This is a genomic window from Robbsia andropogonis, from assembly GCF_034047095.1.
In the GTDB taxonomy this organism is placed as follows: domain Bacteria; phylum Pseudomonadota; class Gammaproteobacteria; order Burkholderiales; family Burkholderiaceae; genus Robbsia; species Robbsia andropogonis.
The window spans coordinates 2,209,822-2,229,945 of the sequence record NZ_CP139170.1 but is presented as its reverse complement, the minus strand read 5'-3'; the positions used below and the strand labels follow the sequence as shown (position 1 = coordinate 2,229,945).

The following is a 20,124-nucleotide window of genomic DNA, read 5'->3' as shown; positions in this document are numbered from 1 at the left end:
TAATGACTTGGAGGCTTCATGCGCACTTTGCTTGACCAGATGACTAGCCAGATGATGTCGACGGCGGGCCAGACCGATGGTGATGCGTTTGATGACGCGTTGTCGTGCGATGGCGGCGATTCCCTTCGCGACGTCCCGCAGCGACCTTGCGATATTCGCTTGGTTGCGCCGTCGGGTTATGCCGATTTGGCGCGGGTCGCCCGTGCGGTCGCTTATTTGCGAGCGCGGGGGCATCACCTCGCCGCCGCCGGGGCGGCGAGTCGCAAGTTCGAGCGCTTTGCCGGGACCGACACCGAGCGCCTTTCGGACTGGCTGGACCTGGCGAATCCCGCCGTCGCGGTGCCCGACATCGTCATGGCGGTGCGAGGGGGCTACGGGGTGGTTCGTGTTCTCGACGGCATCGACTACGGCGCGCTGCGCGAACGTTTCACTGCACCGGGCGCTCGCTGCCCCATCATCACCGGCTACAGTGACATTACCGCACTGCATCTCGCTCTATATCAAAAAGCGGGCATGGTGACCTTTGCCGGGCCGATGCTGGCATCGAATTTTGGTGCTGACATTGTCAGCCGGTTTACCGAAACGCATTTCTGGTCATTGATCCAGTCGTCCCGCTACACGATCGACGGGACGCTGCCCGATCAGCCGCACGTCGATGTGGAGGGCATCCTGTGGGGCGGCAATCTGGCGACGCTCGGCGCATTCGCTGGCACACCCTATATGCCACCTATCGAGGGAGGCATCCTGTTTCTGGAAGACGTCCACGAGCAACCCTATCGGATCGAACGAGTGCTGTACCAACTGCATCTGTGCGGTATTCTTAAACGGCAACGTGCCATCGTACTCGGTCATTTCACCGGTGCCGACGGCGCGCAAGACTATAACAACGGCTACACGCTGGCCACGACGATGGCGCAGATCGGTGCCGTGTCCGGCGTGCCGATTGTGTGGGGCTTGCCGTTCGGGCATGTTGACGACATCGTTACCTTGCCATTCGGTGCAACGGCCCGTTTGCAGTCCGGCTCCCATGGTTTTACGTTAACCGTGTCGGACTATCCCACGTTGTCGACTTCTTGACCGGCACGTCATATCGCGCGAACGCCTGCACGGGCGCCGCGAATGGTAAAATACCGGATTGACGTAGGCGTGTTTTGGCGTTCACCCGTGTGGCGCTGTCTGGGCCGTCCGCGATGCGCGGGCGTGTCATCCCTGTTTCCCGACATTCCGGCTCCGCTTTCCCGGCCCCGCATCACGGTTGTGGCGGGATGGCGAGCGTGGTCCGCAACGCGCCCCGCGCCGTTTTTGGCATTCATTCGTATTTATCGAGATCACCAGTGCTGTCCACCGCGAATATCACCATGCAGTTCGGGCCGAAGCCCTTGTTCGAGAACATCTCGGTCAAGTTCGGCGAAGGCAATCGTTACGGCCTGATCGGCGCGAACGGTTGCGGCAAATCCACGTTCATGAAAATCCTGGGCGGTGACCTTGAGCCGTCGGCTGGCAATGTGTCGCTGGATGCGCACATGCGACTGGGTAAGTTGTCGCAGAACCAGTTTGGCTATGAGGACATGCGTGTCCTCGACGTCGTGATGATGGGGCACACAGAGATGTGGGCGGCGATGGCCGAGCGCGACGCGATCTACGCCAATCCGGATGCCACCGAGGATGACTACATGCGCGCGGCGGACCTGGAAGCCAAATTTGCCGAATATGACGGCTATACTGCGGAAGCCCGCGCCGGGGAACTGCTGCTTGGTCTGAGCGTGCCGATGGAACAGCATAACGGCCTGATGAGCGAAGTCGCGCCGGGCTGGAAACTGCGTGTATTGCTGGCGCAGGCCCTGTTTTCGAATCCTGATGTGTTGTTGCTCGATGAACCGACCAACAACCTGGACATCAACGCGATCCGTTGGTTGGGTGACGTACTGGATCAGCGCGATTCGACGATGGTCATCATTTCCCATGATCGACACTTCCTGAATCAGGTCTGCACGCACATGGCGGATATGGACTACGGGACGTTGAAGGTTTATCCGGGCAACTATGACGACTACATGCGTGCATCGACGGAAGCGCGCGAACGGGCGGTGGCAAACAACGCGCGGGCGAAGGAAAAGATTGCCGAACTGCAGGATTTCGTCCGTCGATTCTCGGCGAACAAGTCGAAGGCAAGCCAGGCAACCAGCCGTCGCAAGATGATCGATAAAATCAAGGTGGAGGACATCAAGCCATCATCGCGGCAGAATCCGTTCATCCGTTTCGAGTTCGAAAAAAAGCTGCACAATCTGGCCGTGACGGCTGAAAACCTTAAGAAGTCGTACGACCGGACGTTATTCCAGAAGACGAACGTCACGGTCCAGGCGGGCGAGAAGGTGGCCATCATCGGTGAGAATGGTGCCGGCAAGACGACACTGTTGCGCACGCTGCTCGGTCAGTTGCCCCCGGACGAAGGCGTGGTGAAGTGGGCCGAGAACGCCAATGTCGGCTACATGCCGCAGGATACCAACGAGATGTTCCCACAGCCGATGACGCTGACAGAGTGGATCTCGCAATATGCGCAGGAAGGCGACGACGACCAGGTGCTACGGGGAACGCTGGGACGTTTGCTGTTTGGCGGCGACGATGTGGGCAAGTCGGTCAAGGTGCTGTCCGGCGGTGAAAAGGGGCGGATGATCTGGGGCAAACTGATGCTCGGCAAGCACAATGTGCTGCTGATGGACGAGCCGACGAACCATATGGACATGGAATCGATCGAATCGCTGCAAGCGGCGCTGGATCGTTTTCCTGGCACGCTCGTATTCGTCTCGCACGACCGGGAATTCGTCAGCGGCCTGGCGCAGCGGATCATCGAAATCCGCCCGAACGGCGAAGTTGTCGATTACCACGGTACCTATGAGGAATACCTGCAGTCGCAGGGTATCCATTGAAGTCGTCCTGCGCGTTGCCCGCTGACCGGGCGACGTGGGGAGAAATGCCTCCTGACGGTGCCGTATCGACGCCCGGACCCACGTCCGGGACGCATATGTCACGCTACCGGGAGGTTTTTTTCATCACCATGCGATGCGCGCGCGTTTATTCAGGAACCTGTGCTCATGTCCCGGATTTTGGGGGCGTATGACGCGTAAAGCGCAGCGCGGTACCCTCGGCGTTGATGCGGTGCCAGACCGCACGTTTCTCTTCATCGCTGAGGAACACCCAGTTGCTGACCTCGACCGCGGTCCGGCCGCAGCCCTTGCAGACGTCGTCGAACAACGTTGAGCAAACGCCGATGCACGGACTGTCCGGTGTGTCATGAAGGTCGGAGGCAGAGACGGTCGTTGCGTCGGTTTTCAGGGTCATTACGGCGAATCAGACATACATCGAGGTGAAAATACGATGGTCACGCCCCGTGCGCCTTTACCGTGTCACCGATAAATGCTGTAGCCCACGCGAACGTTCCAGTGCTGGCGGTTATTGTAATCCAGCAAGCTCTGTCCATACCCGTTGAAATACCCCACCCATACATAGCCGCCGAAGGCACCGCCGAACAGGCGCTGTGCCGGATAGGTCAGTTGCGCGTCGATACTGCCGTACAGCGCATGATTGCCCTTGCGCAGCGTCGTGAACAATTCCAGCCCGTCCGGACGGCCGTACCGGATCTGGAAGTCGGTGTAGCCGCGGTACTTCGCGATGTCCGAGTTTTCGCTCTTCTGCAGGTAATAGTAAATCTTCGGCGCCAACGTCAACTGGGTCGACCACGGCATCGAGAAATGAACGATCGGCTGCACGTAGGCAATGTTGATGCTGCGCGAGTCGTTGCCGGCCTGGCCGTTCGATTCGTGTTCGAGCCCCGCCTGGAAGCCGAGCGAATCGAACCAGCGGCCACGCAGGCCCGTATCCGGTAGATAGTAGAAAATCGATGGCTTGTAGCTGGTGTCGCGGAACGGCTTCGAATTCGCACTCAAATCCCATATTGAGACCTGTGTATAGCCGAAGTACAGGTTGTCGACGAGGCTGCGCGAACGGGGATCGGCCGGCTTGACGATCCGGTATTTGAAGCTCAACTGGAAGCGTGCGGTGGTATGGCCATTCCGGCCTACGCCGATATACATCGGTTCATAAAAAGACAGACGGCTCTCCGGGTTCGTTGCCGCAATGGCGGCCTGTTGCTGACCGATCGACGCATCACTTGCCGGTACCGCGCCGGTTGCCGTCGTGGTTGTTGGCGATGCTGCCGTACCCGGAGTGGCGTTCGGCAGTGTCGCGGCGGGACCATGCTCCGCACCATGTGCGCGCTCGCTGCCTTCGGCGGCACCCGGTCCGATCGCGCTTGCTGCCTGGTTGGCGGCAATCGTCAGATTTTGCTGTTTGCCTCGATCAAGTGTGACCAGGGCGGGCGATGCATTGAAGTCCGCCACCTGTACGCGGACTGTGCCGCGAGCATCGGTCGGCCAGGGGGCGCTGTAGGAAATGCGTCGGAACTGCCCCGGCCGCAACGACAGGAATTCCGGCGCTTTCGGATCGCGGGTCAGTGTCAACGTTTGTGGGGGCAAGTCTCCGCTGGTGAGCGCCACTTTCAGCGTGGACGGTACGGTGTACCGCACGCTGTTGCGCCTCGCGCCATTGGTTGGATTTGCACGATTTTCCGTATCTTCGGCGAATAACAGCGTCACGCGCATCGGCAGCGACGCTGGGACGACGGTCGGGGGGGAGACAACGGTCACATCCGCACGCGCGGTTCCAGCGGCCGCGGCCAGTAGCACGGTGCCTCCGAGCATCTTCGTCAGCAGTGGCGAGATACGGATCGGCGCCAAGATCGGCATGGCCGGTGACGTCGGCTTCACAAGACGCCGCGCCGCTTTCGGGTGCGTTTGCACGTCCGAAACGTTGGATACGAGATCGTCCAGAAAGCGGACGACGATGCCGGAAGGCACGGTAGCGTGCGACGAAGCAGGTAGTGGCATGGCTGGCAGGGCGAAGGATGCGTATTCAGAAAGTTCTCATCGACTATACCGTGCGGAATCCCTGCTTGCTTGCAATCCGATTTCGCGCGAATTTACTGCAGAAACTGGAGGATTAGCATGCCGTTCAACATCAGGATTGCCGCCGTGATGGCCCAGTTTACCCAGCCACGGATACCACGCACGGCCCATTGGCCCATCAATTGACGGTTCTGCGCGAAGATCATGAGGGGGATCACGGCCAGCGGCAATTGCATCGACAGGACGACCTGACTGGCTACCAGCAATCTATTTGATCCTTGAGGGCCGAACCATGCCACCGCCCATAATGCCGGACCTAGTGCCAACGCGCGGGTCAGCAAGGTGCGCTGCCAGTCACGCAGCCGCCATCGCATGAATCCTTCCATGACGACCTGGCCGGCGAGGGTGCCCGTGACAGTCGAGTTCAAGCCGCAGGCGAGCAAGGCGGAGGCGAACAACGTTGCCGACCACCCGTTGCCAACCAGGGGAGATAGCAGTCGGTGGGCGTCACCGAGGTCATCGACCTGGGTCCAACCGGCTGCATGGAATACCGATGCCGCTAGTATCAGCAGCGCGGCATTGATCAGAAAAGCGAACGTCAAGGACGCGAAGGTATCAAAACCGACGGTCCGCAGCGCACGATCGATCAACGCCGGTGCCCCTGGGGATATAGGCTCGCGTGGCAGCGCCTCGCCTGTCATGGCCGCACGATAGCCGCGGATGAAAATCCCGGTCACACGGTTACGCCGCGCGGTGTCTTGCTCCCTGGCGCAGGCAGTGGCCACGTGCCCGACGCCATGGTCAGCATGCGCGTAGTGCTTGACCAGCGCTGAATGGAGATACAAGTTGTGCGGCATGACGGTGGCGCCGAGAATACCGGCGGCAAGCCAGAGCATGCCTGCATGGCGAACCAGGTCTGCCGTGGGCACCAGGCCTTGCGCAACGGCGTGCCAGTCCGGATGCGCCACCGCCAGTTGTGCCGCGAACGACGCGCCGACAAAAAGGATCAGCGCCGTCACTACGATCTCGATCGCGCGAGAACCAAATCGCTTGAGGCCCAGCAAGGCAATGGTGCCGACGGCGCACAAGACGACGCCTACCGTCAGCGATACGCCCAACAGGAGTTGCAACGCCACGGCGCTCCCGACCACTTCCGCGACATCGCAGGCAATGATCGCGACTTCGCTGGTGATCCACAGGCATCGCGCGGTGCGTGGCCCGAAGCGCTCGCGGCAAAGCTGCGCAAGATCACGGCCAGTAACCAGGCCAACGCGCGAGGCGGTCCATTGCAGCAACATGGCCGCCACGCTGGCCAGCAGCACGACACTGAGCAATGTGTAGCCGAACTGCGCGCCGGCAGCCAGGTCAGTCGCCCAATTACCCGGGTCCATGTAGCCCACCGCTATCATCGCACCCGCGCCGACGAACCGTATCCAACGCGTGGGAACCGCCGTAACACCCGATCCGGCGTGTGAATGCGCCGTTGAGTCGGTGCCGTCCATCGCGGGTTGTCCTTCGACGTTCGCATCGTCAACGCGTCCGGCCGCGCCCGCGTGGCCCAATACACAGATAGCACGCGCGCCGGAGGCAGGCTCGTTGACGACGTCATGATTCATAGGCAGGTGCTCCAAGGACAGGCTAGGTTAAACGTTCAGAACGTTATTCATCGATTTGCGGCAGGTGTGACGACGCCATAAATCATTTACAAGTAAATTTTTCTTTATGATAACGATTCCTATTCGCATTTGTAGAATATTGAAGCGTCACCGCGGTGCAGCAGCAACAACCGTGCCGTTGCGCAACAGCGGCGGTACGGACATCGGACTGAAAGTGCTTCGTCAGCTAAAAGCGATTTCTTTTTGTTCATGTCCGAAATAATGATAGCTTTCGCTTTTTCGGTTGGAAGGATGATGGTGTGTTGCGCGATACCGTCGAAACCCGCCGGTGTTCGGTTTGCGCACAAAGCTTGATTTTGTCACCGTTTCAGGTACTTTACTCCGCGTCAACATGCGGGGTATTCGCGGAGGAAGCAAGATGAGAAAACAGCGGTCGGTGGCACCTGTCCATGTCCAATCGCAACGGCGTTCTGCCGTGCGCGGCATGATCGCCGGCGTGCTCGGTTCCGTGGTGGCCATCGCGGGACTGGGGATGGCCCTGGAGGCGCATGCGCAGACGACATTGAATGTCTACAACTGGTCTGACTATATTGCCAAGGACACGGTTTCGAACTTCGAGAAGCAGACGGGTATCAAGGTTCGTTATGACAATTACGACAGCAATGACACGTTGCAGGCGAAGCTGCTGACCGGCAATTCCGGCTATGACATTGTCACGCCCACGAGCAATTACGCCGGCCGCCAGATCGCGGCGGGGATGTTCACGCCGCTGGACAAGTCGCAGCTCCCGAATTTGAAATATCTCGATCCGGCCCTGATGAAGCTTGTCGCGGGTGCGGACCCCGGCAACAAGTACGTCGTGCCGTGGGCGTACGGCACGACGGGCCTCGGCTACAACGTTACGAAGGCCAGGCAATTGCTGGGTGACAAGGTAGACCTCGATAGCTGGGATGTTTTTTTCAAACCGGAAAATCTGTCGAAGCTGAAGCAGTGCGGCGTATCGGTGCTGGATGCCCCAGACCAGGTGTTTGCCGCGGCCTTGCACTACCTGAACCTGCCGACCGACAGCACGAAGCCGGAGGATTATCAGAAGGCCCTGGCGTTGCTGAAGACGGTTCGACCGTACATCACCCAATTCAGTTCGTCGGGCTACATTAACGATATGGTTGGCGGCGACGTGTGCTTCACGCTGGGCTGGTCCGGCGATATCACCATCGCCCGTCACCGCGCGGAAGAGGCGAAGAAACCGTTCAAGATCCAGTACTTCATTCCGAAGGGCGGTGCCCCGGTGTTCTTCGACGTCATGGCCATTCCGAAGGATGCGAAGAACAAGGAGGCAGCGCTGAAATGGATCAACTATATCGAGACGCCGCAAGTGCACGCGGCCATCACCGATACCGTCTACTATCCGAGCGCCAACATGGAAGCGCGGAAGTATGTCAGCAAGGCGGTTGCCGAAGATCCGGCGATTTATCCTCCGCCTGATGTCGTGAAGACGTTGTTCCTGATGAAGCCGTTGCCGCCGGCGATCCTGCGCCTGCAGACGCGGCTGTGGACCGAACTGAAAACGGGTCATTGATCGGCCCGAGTGGCAGGGTGAGGGCCCGGTACGGGGTGAGGCGCCGTTGGTGGCCTCACCCTTTTCCTTATTCAAGAGTGTGAAGTGAGTATCCAGTAATGAGTAGAGCACGTGACGCATCGTCGCGCGCCGCCGCGCGTACGGCGTCGGACGAAGGGTTTATTCAGATCGTCGATGTCGTGAAGCAATTCGGCGATACGACGGCCGTCAAGCATGTCGCGCTGTCGATCGCACGCAAGGAAATCTTCGCGCTGCTCGGCAGCTCCGGTTGCGGCAAGTCGACGCTGTTACGCATGCTGGCGGGCTTCGAGGCTCCCACCGCGGGCCGCATTCTGATAGACGGTCAGGACATCACCACGTTGCCGCCGTACAAGCGGCCGGTCAACATGATGTTCCAGTCCTACGCCTTGTTTCCCCATATGACGGTCAGCGGCAACGTTGCTTATGGATTGAAGCAGGAGGGCGTGCGGGGCGGCGAATTGCGTGAGCGGGTTTCACGCGTGCTCGAACTGGTGCAGATGGGGAAGTACGCGAACCGCAAACCGCATCAGTTGTCGGGTGGCCAGCAGCAGCGTGTTGCATTGGCGCGTAGCCTGGTGAAGCAGCCGAAATTGTTGTTGCTGGACGAGCCGATGTCGGCGCTGGACAAGCAGATTCGTCAACGCACGCAGTTGGAACTGATCGAGATTCTCGAAGCGGTGGGGGTGACGTGCATCATGGTGACGCATGACCAGGAAGAGGCGATGACCATGGCCGATCGTGTCGCGGTCATGAGCGAGGGCGAAATCGTCCAGGTCGGGCCGCCGAGTGAAGTGTACGAATTCCCGAACTCACGGTTTTCCGCGCAGTTCATTGGCTCGACGAACTTGTTCGAAGGCCAGGTTATCGAGGACGCGTCGGATCACGTGCTCGTGCACGCACCCGCGGTGTCGAGGCCGATCCTGATTTCGCACGGCATCACGGGACCGGAAGGCATGGCGGTTGCGGTATCGGTGCGCCCCGAACGCGTGGAAGTCGGTCGCGAGGCGCCAGCGGCACCACATAACTGGACTATCGGCACGGTGGAGCAGACTGCTTATATGGGTGCTTATACGATGTGCCATGTCCGGTTGCCGTCGGACATGGTCGTGGTGGCGAATGTCTCCAGTCTGACGCTGGCGCGTCTCGGCGTGCCGGAGATTGGCGAGACGGTCTATCTGAGCTGGGGCGCCGATGCCGGCGTCGTGCTGACATCATGAGTACATTGCAACCCGGATCGACCGGCGACCGGCATGCGCGCGGTGGTGTCGAAGGTGGTGCCCAGGGGCAGCCGGGCAGCGGCGGGAATGCCGGCCAGGGTAATGGCCTTCTGGCGCGGCTTGCGCGTCGCGCGCATGTCGGTCGCTCCGCCGTCATTGCGGTGCCGTTCCTGTGGCTGATGCTCTTCTTCTTCATTCCGTTCCTGCTGGTCATCAAGATCAGTTTCGCGGACCAGGAAATGGGCATCCCGCCCTACACGCAGTTAGTTGACTTTGCCGACGGCATGCTGCGGGTGAGCTTGCAGCTGGGGCACTATGCTTTCTTGCTGACGGACTCGTTATATTTCGCGACCTATGTCAGTTCGCTGAAAATCGCCGCCATCTCGACGTTCTTCTGCCTGTTGATCGGCTATCCGATGGCGTATCAAATCGCCCGTTCAGACCCGGGTCGGCGCAATTTGTACTTGATGGCGGTGATGCTGCCGTTCTGGACGTCTTTCCTGATTCGCGTCTACGCGTGGATCGGTATTTTGAAAAACAATGGCCTGCTGAACCAATTCCTGATGTCCACGGGTCTAGTGCATTCGCCCATCGCGTTGTATCACACGACCTGGGGCGTCTATATCGGCATGGTGTATTCGTATCTGCCATTTCTCGTCATGCCCCTGTACGCGCACCTCGTGAAGATGGATCGATCTGTGTTGGAAGCGGCCTATGATCTCGGGGCGAAACCCTGGCAGGCGTTCTGGCAGATCACGGTACCACTGTCGCGTAACGGCATCATCGCCGGCTGCATGTTGGTCTTCATCCCGTCGGTCGGCGAGTATGTGATCCCTGGCTTGTTGGGCGGCGCCGATACGCTCATGATCGGGCGTGTCATGTGGGACGAGTTTTTCAGCAACGCCGACTGGCCGATGGCCTCTGCGGTCACTTGCGCCATGGTAATCCTGCTGCTGGTACCGATGGCGTTGTTCCAATATTCACAAAACAAGGAGGCGCAGAGCCGATGAGTCGCGCATCTTTGTCCGCCAGCGCGTCGGCCAGGCCGAAATGGTCGATGGTCCGAGGTCTGTCGCTGGGTGTCGGTTTTGTGTTCCTGTATGTACCGATCATCTCGCTGATCGTCTATTCGTTCACCGCATCGGAGCTGGGCACCGTCTGGACGCATTTCTCGCTACGCTGGTACGGCGCGTTGTTCCACGATGACGAACTGATCTCGGCGTTTTGGCTATCGCTGAAGATCGCGGTGGCAACCGCCTTCATGTCGGTCGCCATCGGCACCTGGGCCGGTTTCGTGTTGGCGCGGATGGGCCGCTTTCGTGGATTGACGCTTTATAGCGGTATGTTGAACGCGCCGTTGGTAATTCCCGAAGTGATTCAGGGCATTTCGCTGCTGTTGCTGTTCGTCGAAGTCGCCAAGTACATCGGCTGGCCCGCGGAAAGAGGCTTTTTCACCATATGGATCGGCCATGTGATGATGTGCATGTCCTACGTGGCCGTCATCGTCCAATCGCGTGTGCGAGAGTTGAACCCGTCGATCGAGGAAGCGGCGCTCGACCTTGGCGCCACGCCGTTGCGGGTGTTTTTCACGATCACGCTGCCGATGCTGTCACAGGCGTTGGTGGCGGGCTGGCTCCTGGCATTCACGTTGTCATTCGATGACGTTGTGTTGTCCGCGTTTCTTTCCGGGCCGGGATCGACAACGTTGCCGTTGATCGTGTTTTCGCGCGTGCGTCTGGGTCTGAATCCGGAAATGAATGCGTTGGCGACGCTATTTATCAGCGTGGTGACAATTGGCGTGGTGATGGCCAACCATCTGACCCTGCGCCGTCAACGCGCCCGTGAGGGGCGCACGCCAGTTGCTTGACTTGATCAAAGGCTGCGCTCAGCATAGGCACGCAGCAATTGCTGCGAATAGACGTCAGGATCGGTATTGCTGCCGCTGAGCACGATACCCACACGCTTGCCGGCCAACTCGCGCCGCAACGGTCCGAGCAGGGCCGCGAGCGGTGCCGCGCTACTCGGTTCCACCGCCATTTTCAACTGGTCGAACAAGCGCAACATCGCATCGCCCAGTTCGGCATCGGTGACGGTGACGACGCGATCCAGATAGCGTCGACACAATTCATAGCTATATTGCCCGACGTCGTTTGGCGCGAGGCGCTCGTCGAACGACGCGCGCGTACCCGTACGCACCGGTTCGCCGGTCATGATGCTGCGGGCTAGGGCATCGGCATCGCGCGGCTCCACGCCAAAGACACGGCAGTCGGGATTAGTGAGTCGGAACGCGATGGACATCCCGGCCGCCAATCCGCCACCGATGGGAACGATCACGGCATCCAGCTTCGATGCTTGCGTGGCCCATTCATAGCCGAGCGTCGCGGTGCCGAGTACGGTGCGATAGCCGTGAAAGGGCGACAGGAAAGTTCGGCCTTCCTCCGCGACGATGCGCTCGACTTCATCGAGTGCCGCGTTGGCGCTGCGGACAACGACGACGTCGGCGCCGTAGTGTTCCGCCAGCGCGGTCCGCGAACGGATCGCACCGTTGGTGACGACGATCTTCGCGCTGATTCCCAACCGCATTGCCGCGTAGGCGACCGCCACGGCATGATTGCCGGCGCTGGCGCATGTGACGCCCATGCTGCGCTGCGTATGACTCAACGCCAGCATGTTCGAATAGGCGGCGCGGGTCTTGAAGGTCCCTGCATATTGCAACAACTCGAGTTTGAAATGGAGTTGCGTGTCTTCCAGCGAGATGAAGTCGTTTTTCTCGAAATGGGGCGTGCGGGTAACCCAGGGCGCAAGCGCCATGTGCTCGGCGGCAATATCGTCGAGGGTGGGAACCGGAATGCCAGCCACGATATCGGCCGTGGCGGCACTGCTCGCAGAGAAGGTCGGAAGTCCCTGAAGTCCTGATGTATTCGACGGATAGGCCATCGTCTTGTCGTTCATCCGGTTAGCCCCGTTCGACCTGGCGCTTGCGCGCGGGGTCCCGTGGCGCGTTTCCCTTTCCCTGCGCAGCAACCGACCCACCGGCGCGAGGCCAGTCGGCGGTGCCGCCGGCCGTCGTGCCGCCCGCAATGTGCGAGGGTGGCACTGGTGCGCCCAGCGCGCGCAGCGTTTCCTTGATCGTCCCCACACGGACTGCGAGGTCCGGACTGCTGGCTTCGATTCTCAGCTTGTCTTGACCCGCCAATTTGATATGGCGGTTCTTCTGGACCATCGTGATGATCCGCATTCCATCGATCGGTGGATTCGGAATGAACTGCAGTGCGATGGCGACCTCCGAGGCATCGATTTTCGCGATGCCCAACGGTCGCGCCTCCAGTCGCAATCGATGAATTTCGACCAGCGCCTGCGCCTGCGGCGGCAGCTTACCGAAGCGATCGATCAACTCTTCATGGACCGTATCCACGGCCGTTGCAGTCTCGCAGTTTGCCAGACGTTTGTACAGTGACAAACGTTCTTGCACATCGGTGCAATAGTCGGAAGGCAGAATCGCCGGTACATGCAAGTTTATTTCGGTCGTGGCCGCCAACGGCGATATCAAGTCGGGTTCGCGGCCGGCCTTCAATGCGTTGACCGCATCGGCCAGCATTTCCGTATAGAGCTGGAAACCGATCTCGGTGATGTCGCCGGACTGCTTGTCGCCCAATACCTCGCCTGCGCCCCGGATTTCCAGATCGTGCATGGCCAGATAGAAACCCGATCCCAACTCCTCCATCTGCTGAATCGCTTCCAGTCGACGCGTTGCCTGCGTGGTCAAGCCGTCGACATCCCGTACCAGCAGGTACGCATACGCTTGATGGTGGGAACGCCCGACGCGGCCGCGCAACTGGTGCAACTGTGCCAATCCGAAGCGGTCCGCGCGATGGATCAGGATCGTGTTGGCACTCGGCACGTCGATCCCGGTTTCGATGATCGTTGTGCAGAGCAACACGTTATAGCGCCGGCCCGTGAAGTCTCGCATGACGCGTTCGAGTTCGCGTTCATGCATCTGGCCGTGGGCGACGACGATGCGCGCTTCCGGGACCAGCGCCTCGAGCATTTCGCGCCGTGCGTCGATCGTTTCGACCTCGTTATGCAGGAAGTAGACCTGGCCGCCGCGCTTCAGTTCACGCAGCATGGCTTCGCGAATCACGCTGTCTTCCTCGCGACGCACGAAGGTCTTGATCGCCAGCCGCTTTTGCGGCGCCGTTGCAATGACCGAGAAGTCCCGCAGCCCCTCCAGCGCCATGCCCAGCGTTCTCGGAATCGGCGTGGCGGTCAATGCCAGCATGTCGACTTCCGCGCGCAGCGCCTTCAATTGCTCCTTCTGCCGCACGCCGAAACGATGTTCTTCGTCGATCAGCACCAGACCGAGGCGTTTGAATTTCGCGTCGCCAGAGAGTAGCTTGTGGGTACCGATGACGATGTCGACGGTACCGTCGGCCATTGCCTGCAGTGCCGCCGTTGTTTCCTTGCCGGTGCGAAAGCGTGACAATTCGGCGATACGGATCGGCCATTGCGAGAATCGGTCCGAGAAGGTCTGCGCGTGCTGCTCGGCGAGTAGTGTCGTCGGGCAGAGCAGGGCGACCTGTTTGCCGCCCATGACCGCGATAAAGGCGGCACGTAACGCAACTTCGGTCTTGCCGAACCCGACGTCGCCGCAGACCAGCCGGTCCATCGGCCGGCCGCTTGTCATATCGGCGATCACCGCGGCAATCGCGGCGGCCTGGTCCGGGGTTTCTTCGAAGCCGAAGGTTTCCGCGAACGCCTCGTAGTCGCGCGGCGATAGATCGAACGCATGGCCTTGACGCATCGCGCGCCGTGCATACAGGTTGAGCAACTCGGCTGCGGTATCGCGGATTTGCTGCGCCGCACGGCGCTTGGCCTTTTCCCATTGGCCTGAACCCAGCGCATGAAGCGGCGCGGTCTCAGGGTCCGCACCGCTATAGCGCGAGATCACGTGAAGTTGCGAAACCGGCACGTAGAGTTTGCTGGCGCCGTTGTATTCAAGATGCAGGAATTCGGTCTCGCCTTCTCCCATGTCCATTGTGACCAAGCCGTGATAACGGCCAATGCCGTGCTGGCTGTGGACAACCGGATCGCCGATCTTGAGTTCCGACAGATCCCGCACCATCGAGTCGACCGAACTGGCCTGCTCCTGGCGTCGACGGCCGGCACGGCGCGCGATCTGTCCGTATAGTTCCGTTTCGGTGATCAGGGCGATCCGTTCGTCCGGCAATGTGAAACCGGACGCGAGCGGAGCAATGCCCAGCGCGAATGTCGTCGCCTGTTTCGCCGCGGCGTTCTTCGTTGCCGGAAGTCCCCCGAGGAAAGCGGCAAAGTCATCGAGCAGGACCGGCTTAAGGCCGGCGTCGTTGAGCATTTGCACGATCGTCTCGCGCCGGCCCGCGGATTCCGCCGCGAGGAACACGTGTCGTCCCGGCTTCGACACGAAGGCACGCAACGCGCTGACGGGATCGTCCGCATGGCGGTCGACGGCAAGCAGTGGCAGCGCGGTCGCGAAAGCGTGTCCGGGTGTACCGGCGGCGGCGTCCGTATCGGCATGTGCGGCATCCGGCGCGTCGGATGCCGTGGTGTGCGCCGGGGCAGTCGTCGTCGCGGCGTCGGTGTCGCCACGGGGACGTGTCAGCGCCAGCCGTGCAAAGGGCCTGGCCCGCGTGAAGAAATCCTCGGCAGAGAGAAACAGGCGTTCCGGCGGCAGCAGCGGCCGGTCGCGATCGTGCCCCAGGAAGCCGAAGCGCTGGCGCGTGTCGTTGCTGAAGCGGGTGATGGCTGCTTCGATATCGCCGAGCATGATCAAGTGCGCGTTCGCCGGCAGGTAATCCAGGAACGTGGCGGTTTCATCGAAAAACAGCGGCAGGTAGTACTCGATGCCGCCGGGCGGTACGCCATTGCCGATATCACGATAAATCGTCGAACGACTCGGGTCCCCTTCGAACACCTCCCGCCAACGGCGCCTGAAGGCCGTCCGTGCCGTTTCGTCGAAGGGAAATTCCCGGCCGGGCAGTAACCGCACATCGGGAACCGGGTACAGGCTCCGCTGCGAGTCCGGATCGAAGGCGCGGATCGATTCGACTTCATCGTCAAACAGGTCGATCCGGTAGGGCAGCGGCGAGCCCATCGGAAAGAGGTCGATGAGGCTGCCTCGTACGCAGTATTCGCCGGGCCGCATCACCTGGCTGACGTGCTCATAGCTGGCCAGCGTCAATTGTGCCTTCAGGCGGGCCTCGTCGAGCTGGGCCCCCTGCTTGAAGGCGAACGTGTAGGCGGCCAGGAACGAGGCCGGTGGCATCCTGTAGGTCGCGGTGGTGGCCGGGATGATGACGATGTCGCAACGGCGCTCGCCGATTGCGCTCAACTCGTGCAGCGTCGCCAGTCGTTCCGAGATCAGATCCTGGTGTGGCGAGAACGAGTCGTAGGGCAGTGTTTCCCAGTCCGGCAGCATGCGGATGCGCAAGCCCGGTGCAAAATACGGCAATTCCGTCGCCAGTCGCTGCGCATCGAGCGCATTCGCGCAAACAACGGCGAGCGTGCCCGGTGCGTTTGCGTCAGCGCCGGTTTGTACAGTAGCGCGCCCATTTGCCGTCTCACCCGACAACCGGTGCGGCGCGTAGGCGGCGAAGTAGCGTGCGATCAACAGCGCATCGGAAGAGCCGGGCGGCGTGCTGACGGCATAGCGGTTGCCTGCCTTGACCAATGGGACCGGCGATCCGGCCGCGGTCATCGCCGCAAAGGCACTTGCGGCGGCGGCCTGCGCCTGGGGATCCGCGATTGCGGCTGGGTCGGCCGATGGATTGGCGTTCGACGTGGGGGTGCCTGCGCGTGCGCGTGCGCCTCGCTGGGAGGATTTAGACGTATCTTGCATAGTGTTCCGTTCGGCGCGCCGGAGGGTGTGGCGTGTCGTGCGGCAGGGGCCGCGCGACACGTTGCACCGGTGCGAAGAACATTATTATAGAATCCGTCGGCGTTGCTGGCGTTTCTCGAGTTTTTCTATCCGCCCGGTTGGAAGATCGGGATGGACGAATACAGCGATGAGAGGCAGCAGGTTCTGTATTCCTAGACAACGGACAAGATGGTTGAACCTCCGGTATTTGATGGCGGCAACGCCGATTCCGACGCATCGCCCACGATCGTGGCGGCAACGGGCGGCCGCGGCACCCAGGGGCGTGCTGCGCATGCCCGGCTCTTTGCGTTGATTCCGTGCGCCGGTACCGGCACGCGGGCGGGCGGCGGCCTGCCCAAACAATATCGCAGCGTGGCGGGACGCAACATGCTGTATCACGCGTTGGCGGCATTCGACGCGTGCGCCGAGTTTGCGCAGACGTTGATTGCGCTGTCGCCGGATGATACCGCCTTCGATCCGCGTCGTTTCGAAGGGTTGCGCTACGCGATCAGGCGATGCGGCGGAGACAGCAGGCATGCCACCGTACGCAATGGCTTGACGGTGCTACAGTCTGATTTCGGTGCCCAGCCGCATGACTGGGTATTGGTGCACGATGCCGCGCGTCCCGGCGTGACCCCGGCACTGATCCGGACGTTGATTGCCGCCGTCAGCGGTGATGCGGTCGGGGGCATCGTCGCATTGCCCCTTGCGGATACCCTGAAACGTGAACGTCTCATCGTGGACGCGGCTGGCACGGGTGGCGCGAACGACGTGCCGGGCCAGGTGCGTATCGCCCATACCGAGCCGCGCGACGGACTCTGGCTCGCGCAAACGCCGCAGATGTTCCGTCTCGGTTTATTGCGTGACGCGCTTGACGCGGCGAACACGACCGGCCGCGTGGTGACGGACGAGGCCAGTGCAATTGAAGCGGCCGGCTATGCTCCGCAGCTCGTTCGGGGTCATATGCGCAATTTCAAAGTTACCTATCCGGAGGATTTCGCCTTGGCCGAAGCGTTTTTGCAGGCCAGGCAGTCCTCCTAGTCAGGAAGAGCAGATGAAGATTCGAGTAGGACAGGGGTATGACATCCACGCGTTGGTGCCGGATCGTCCATTGATCATTGGTGGCGTCCGGATTGCCTATGATCGCGGCTTGCTGGGCCATTCAGATGCGGACGTTTTGCTGCACGCCATCACGGACGCCCTGTTCGGCGCCGCCGGCCTTGGCGATATCGGCACCCATTTCCCAGACACGGCGGTGGCATTCAAGGGCGCTGACAGCCGCGTGCTGCTGCGCGAGGCCGTGACACGCGTGACAGCGCGCGGATGGCGCATCGAGAACGTGGACAGCACCGTCATTGCCCAGCAACCAAAGTTGGCGACCTACATGCCGGAAATCCGGAAGACGATCGCGGAGGATCTGGGCATTGCGGTGGACGCTATCAACGTCAAGGCGAAAACCAACGAAAAACTCGGTGCATTGGGTCGCACCGAAGGCATTGCTGCGCAAGCGGCCGTGTTGCTGCTGCAGGACTGACGCGCCTGGATCAGGCTAACGCATCGCCGCTGGTCGCAAGCCCTCCTGCAGGGCTGCCAGCCTGATGCACGATGGGGAAGACCAGCGTGATTTCCAGCCCTGGCCCGGGGTCGCGATTGGCAAGGCGCATCATCCCGCGGTGCCGCGTCACCAGGCGTTGCACGATGGCCATGCCGAGTCCGGTGCCGTCCGCCTTGGTCCGTGCTTCATCCACGCGATAGAACGGGCGGGTGATCAGCGGCAGTTGTGCTTCCGGAATGCCGGCGCCAGCATCGGCCACGGTCAGTATCGCCCGGTCGTCGGCGGTCGCGGCCAGCCGTAGCGATACATGGGTTTTACCGTCCTCACTTCGACCATATTTCTTTGCATTCTCGACGAGGTTGTCGACGATTCTTCGCATATCGGTCGGCTCGGCCTCGACGACCACGTCCTCCACCAGTTCAAGAGCTTCGAGTATCACCTGGTCATCGCTACCGAGCCGCGCGGCGATGTCGCGGCACATGCCGGTAAGGTCGAAACGCTCCATGCCACGCTGGCCGGGGCGAGCATAATCGAGGAAGCGACCAATGATGCGGTCCATCTGCTCGATGTCATCGACCATGGCGTCCTTGGTCGCCTCGTCGGCGGGGCTCATCTCGGTCTCAAGACGCAGTCGCGCGAGCGGAGTACGCAGATCGTGCGAAATGCCTGCGAGCATCAGCGCGCGATCCGTCTCCAATTGTTCGAGGTCCCGCACCATCTGGTTGAAGCTGCGATTGGTATCGGCGGCCACGCCGAGGCCCCGTTCCGGTAGCGGTTCCGGCATCTGTCCCGAACCGACTTTCCGTGCGGCGCGTGCGAGGCGGGCAAAAGGACGATTGACAAGACTTGTAATGAACGCGGCGCCGAAGAGCGACAGCGCCAAGGCGAACACCCCCCATCCTAGCCATTGGAGTCCCGAGGCGTTGTCGAGTTGGTCTCGATTCAGGGACACCCAATAATCGTCATCGTCGATCTTGAAACTGATCCATACCCCGGGGATCCCGTTGACCGACGACGCAATGGCGGTGTCGTCGCCGAGGCGTTTGCGCAGTTCGAGTTCGATCAGCCGATTGACGGGATCGTCGGGCTGCCGCGTGAATCGGTCAGCCGTTTCGCGCGGATAGACCCGCACCCCTTCATTGCTTTCCAGGTCTTGCAGCAACGCGCGACGCAAGTCCGGATCCGAATACAGCAACGCGGTACGAGTCAGTTTGACGATGGAGACGAGTTGGAGCGCCACGCGCTGCGCACGTGGCTCGCGTTCGATCACGCGGAAGCTCTGGAACCAGGCGGTCAGGCTAACGGTAATCAGGAGCGCGATCAGCAGGAACGTGCGCCAGAACAGACCGCCGAAAGCCAGCGACAGCAGACGCCGATCGATTCTGACCAAGACTTACGCTGCTCCGTCGGGGATGAAGACGTACCCCAGGCCCCAGACCGTTTGGATAAAACGCGGACTGCTAGGATCGGGTTCGACCAACTTGCGCAAACGGGAGATTTGCACGTCCAGGCTACGATCAAAGACCTCGTATTCGCGGCCGCGCGCCAGTTCCATCAGTTTTTCGCGTGACAAAGGTTGGCGTGGATGGCGGGCAAATACCTTCAGCACTGAAAATTCACCCGTCGTCAGCGGGATTTCCTGTCCGGCCTTCGTAAGCGTGCGGGTAGCCAGATTCAGCGAGAATTCGCCGAATTCGAATACCTCGGTGGTTTCCGACGGTGCGCCCGGTAGTTCGGCCGGCGCGCGGCGGCGCAGCACCGCGTGGATACGGGCCACCAGCTCGCGCGGATTGAACGGCTTTGGCAGATAATCGTCCGCACCCATTTCCAAGCCGACGATACGATCGACGTCTTCGCCTTTCGCGGTCAACATGATGATGGGCGTACGGTCGTTTCCGCCACGCAGACGGCGGCAGATGGACAGGCCGTCTTCGCCGGGAAGCATCAGATCCAGAACGAGTAGATCGAATCGCTCGCGAACCCAAAGCTTGTTCATCGACGGGGCATTTTCCGCCACGTAGACGTTGAAGCCTTGTTCCCCGAGGTAGCGGCGCAGCAGGTCGCGAAGACGGGGATCGTCATCGACGACAAGTATTTTTGATGGGCTTTTATTTTCCATGTCGTCATCTTATCGCGGTTTTGCCGCGTGTACGATTTGCAAAATGAACGGATTTACAAAGCGTTACGTGATTTACCAATGGCGCCGGAGGCCGTCAGCCTTTCCCGCGCCATGCGTTGGATGACCATCACCCGGACCGCGCCCCGAAAGGCGTGTTGCGTAAC

General features: G+C 60.8%; 14 protein-coding genes and 1 pseudogene. 8 read left to right on the top strand and 7 right to left on the bottom strand.

The genetic code is table 11. The features are described 5' to 3' along the window. The first annotated feature begins 18 nt into the window (after positions 1-18). Positions 19-1,077 (top strand): LD-carboxypeptidase, encoded by a 1,059-nt coding sequence (locus tag SJQ66_RS23235; protein WP_024903020.1) that lies wholly within the window; start codon positions 19-21, stop codon positions 1,075-1,077. A gap of 257 nt (positions 1,078-1,334) precedes the next feature. Further along, positions 1,335-2,927, top strand: a complete 1,593-nt coding sequence (locus SJQ66_RS23230; RefSeq protein ID WP_046153074.1) for an ABC-F family ATPase — start codon at positions 1,335-1,337, stop codon at positions 2,925-2,927. A 163-nt stretch (positions 2,928-3,090) separates the two neighbouring features. On the opposite strand, the gene SJQ66_RS23225 is transcribed toward SJQ66_RS23230, so the two are convergent. From SJQ66_RS23225 to SJQ66_RS23215, 3 genes are all read right to left on the bottom strand, one after another. After that, a complete protein-coding gene (locus SJQ66_RS23225) occupies positions 3,091-3,339 on the bottom strand; it encodes a DUF1289 domain-containing protein (RefSeq protein ID WP_024903018.1) in 249 nt (82 codons plus the stop codon). 65 nt (positions 3,340-3,404) lie between these two features. Beyond that, a complete protein-coding gene (locus SJQ66_RS23220) occupies positions 3,405-4,943 on the bottom strand; it encodes a phospholipase A (protein ID WP_024903017.1) in 1,539 nt (512 codons plus the stop codon). Positions 4,944-5,035: 92 nt separating this feature from the next. Continuing rightward, positions 5,036-6,463: an Nramp family divalent metal transporter gene (locus SJQ66_RS23215; RefSeq protein ID WP_051504346.1), complete on the bottom strand. Its 1,428-nt coding sequence runs from the start codon at positions 6,461-6,463 to the stop codon at positions 5,036-5,038. A gap of 598 nt (positions 6,464-7,061) precedes the next feature. On the opposite strand from SJQ66_RS23215, the gene SJQ66_RS23210 reads away from it, so the two are divergent. The 4 genes from SJQ66_RS23210 (at position 7,062) to SJQ66_RS23195 (ending at position 11,261) form a co-directional block, all read left to right on the top strand. After that, a complete protein-coding gene (locus SJQ66_RS23210) occupies positions 7,062-8,156 on the top strand; it encodes a polyamine ABC transporter substrate-binding protein (RefSeq protein ID WP_096335551.1) in 1,095 nt (364 codons plus the stop codon). A 98-nt stretch (positions 8,157-8,254) separates the two neighbouring features. Continuing rightward, entirely contained in the window at positions 8,255-9,394 is a 1,140-nt protein-coding gene (locus tag SJQ66_RS23205; protein WP_024903014.1) for an ABC transporter ATP-binding protein, read from the top strand. Then, positions 9,391-10,404: an ABC transporter permease subunit gene (locus tag SJQ66_RS23200; protein ID WP_082102667.1), complete on the top strand. Its 1,014-nt coding sequence runs from the start codon at positions 9,391-9,393 to the stop codon at positions 10,402-10,404. The genes SJQ66_RS23205 and SJQ66_RS23200 overlap by 4 nt, the downstream gene beginning before the upstream one ends. Before the next feature lie 47 nt (positions 10,405-10,451). Next, positions 10,452-11,261 (top strand): ABC transporter permease subunit, encoded by an 810-nt coding sequence (locus tag SJQ66_RS23195; RefSeq protein ID WP_036009297.1) that lies wholly within the window; start codon positions 10,452-10,454, stop codon positions 11,259-11,261. A 5-nt stretch (positions 11,262-11,266) separates the two neighbouring features. Here SJQ66_RS23195 and SJQ66_RS23190 read toward each other — a convergent pair whose 3' ends face one another. Both SJQ66_RS23190 and mfd read right to left on the bottom strand, forming a co-directional pair. Next, entirely contained in the window at positions 11,267-12,346 is a 1,080-nt protein-coding gene (locus SJQ66_RS23190; RefSeq protein ID WP_024903011.1) for a threonine/serine dehydratase family protein, read from the bottom strand. Positions 12,347-12,491: 145 nt separating this feature from the next. Further along, positions 12,492-16,127: pseudogene (gene mfd, locus SJQ66_RS23185) on the bottom strand (transcription-repair coupling factor); the annotation flags it as partial. Between the two features lie 348 nt (positions 16,128-16,475). Here mfd and ispD point away from each other — a divergent pair. Continuing rightward, positions 16,476-17,327 (top strand): 2-C-methyl-D-erythritol 4-phosphate cytidylyltransferase, encoded by an 852-nt coding sequence (gene ispD / locus SJQ66_RS23180; protein WP_024903009.1) that lies wholly within the window; start codon positions 16,476-16,478, stop codon positions 17,325-17,327. Between the two features lie 13 nt (positions 17,328-17,340). Continuing rightward, positions 17,341-17,820 carry a 2-C-methyl-D-erythritol 2,4-cyclodiphosphate synthase gene (gene ispF, locus SJQ66_RS23175; RefSeq protein WP_024903008.1) on the top strand — a complete coding sequence of 160 codons (480 nt, stop codon included), beginning with the start codon at positions 17,341-17,343 and terminating at the stop codon, positions 17,818-17,820. 10 nt (positions 17,821-17,830) lie between these two features. Here the strand turns inward: ispF and SJQ66_RS23170 are convergent, their stop codons facing one another. Continuing rightward, a complete protein-coding gene (locus SJQ66_RS23170; protein WP_046153045.1) occupies positions 17,831-19,231 on the bottom strand; it encodes an ATP-binding protein in 1,401 nt (466 codons plus the stop codon). Positions 19,232-19,234: 3 nt separating this feature from the next. Continuing rightward, on the bottom strand, positions 19,235-19,960 hold the full coding sequence (ompR, locus tag SJQ66_RS23165; protein WP_024903006.1) for an osmolarity response regulator transcription factor OmpR: 726 nt from the start codon (positions 19,958-19,960) through the stop codon (positions 19,235-19,237). Positions 19,961-20,124: the final 164 nt, after the last annotated feature.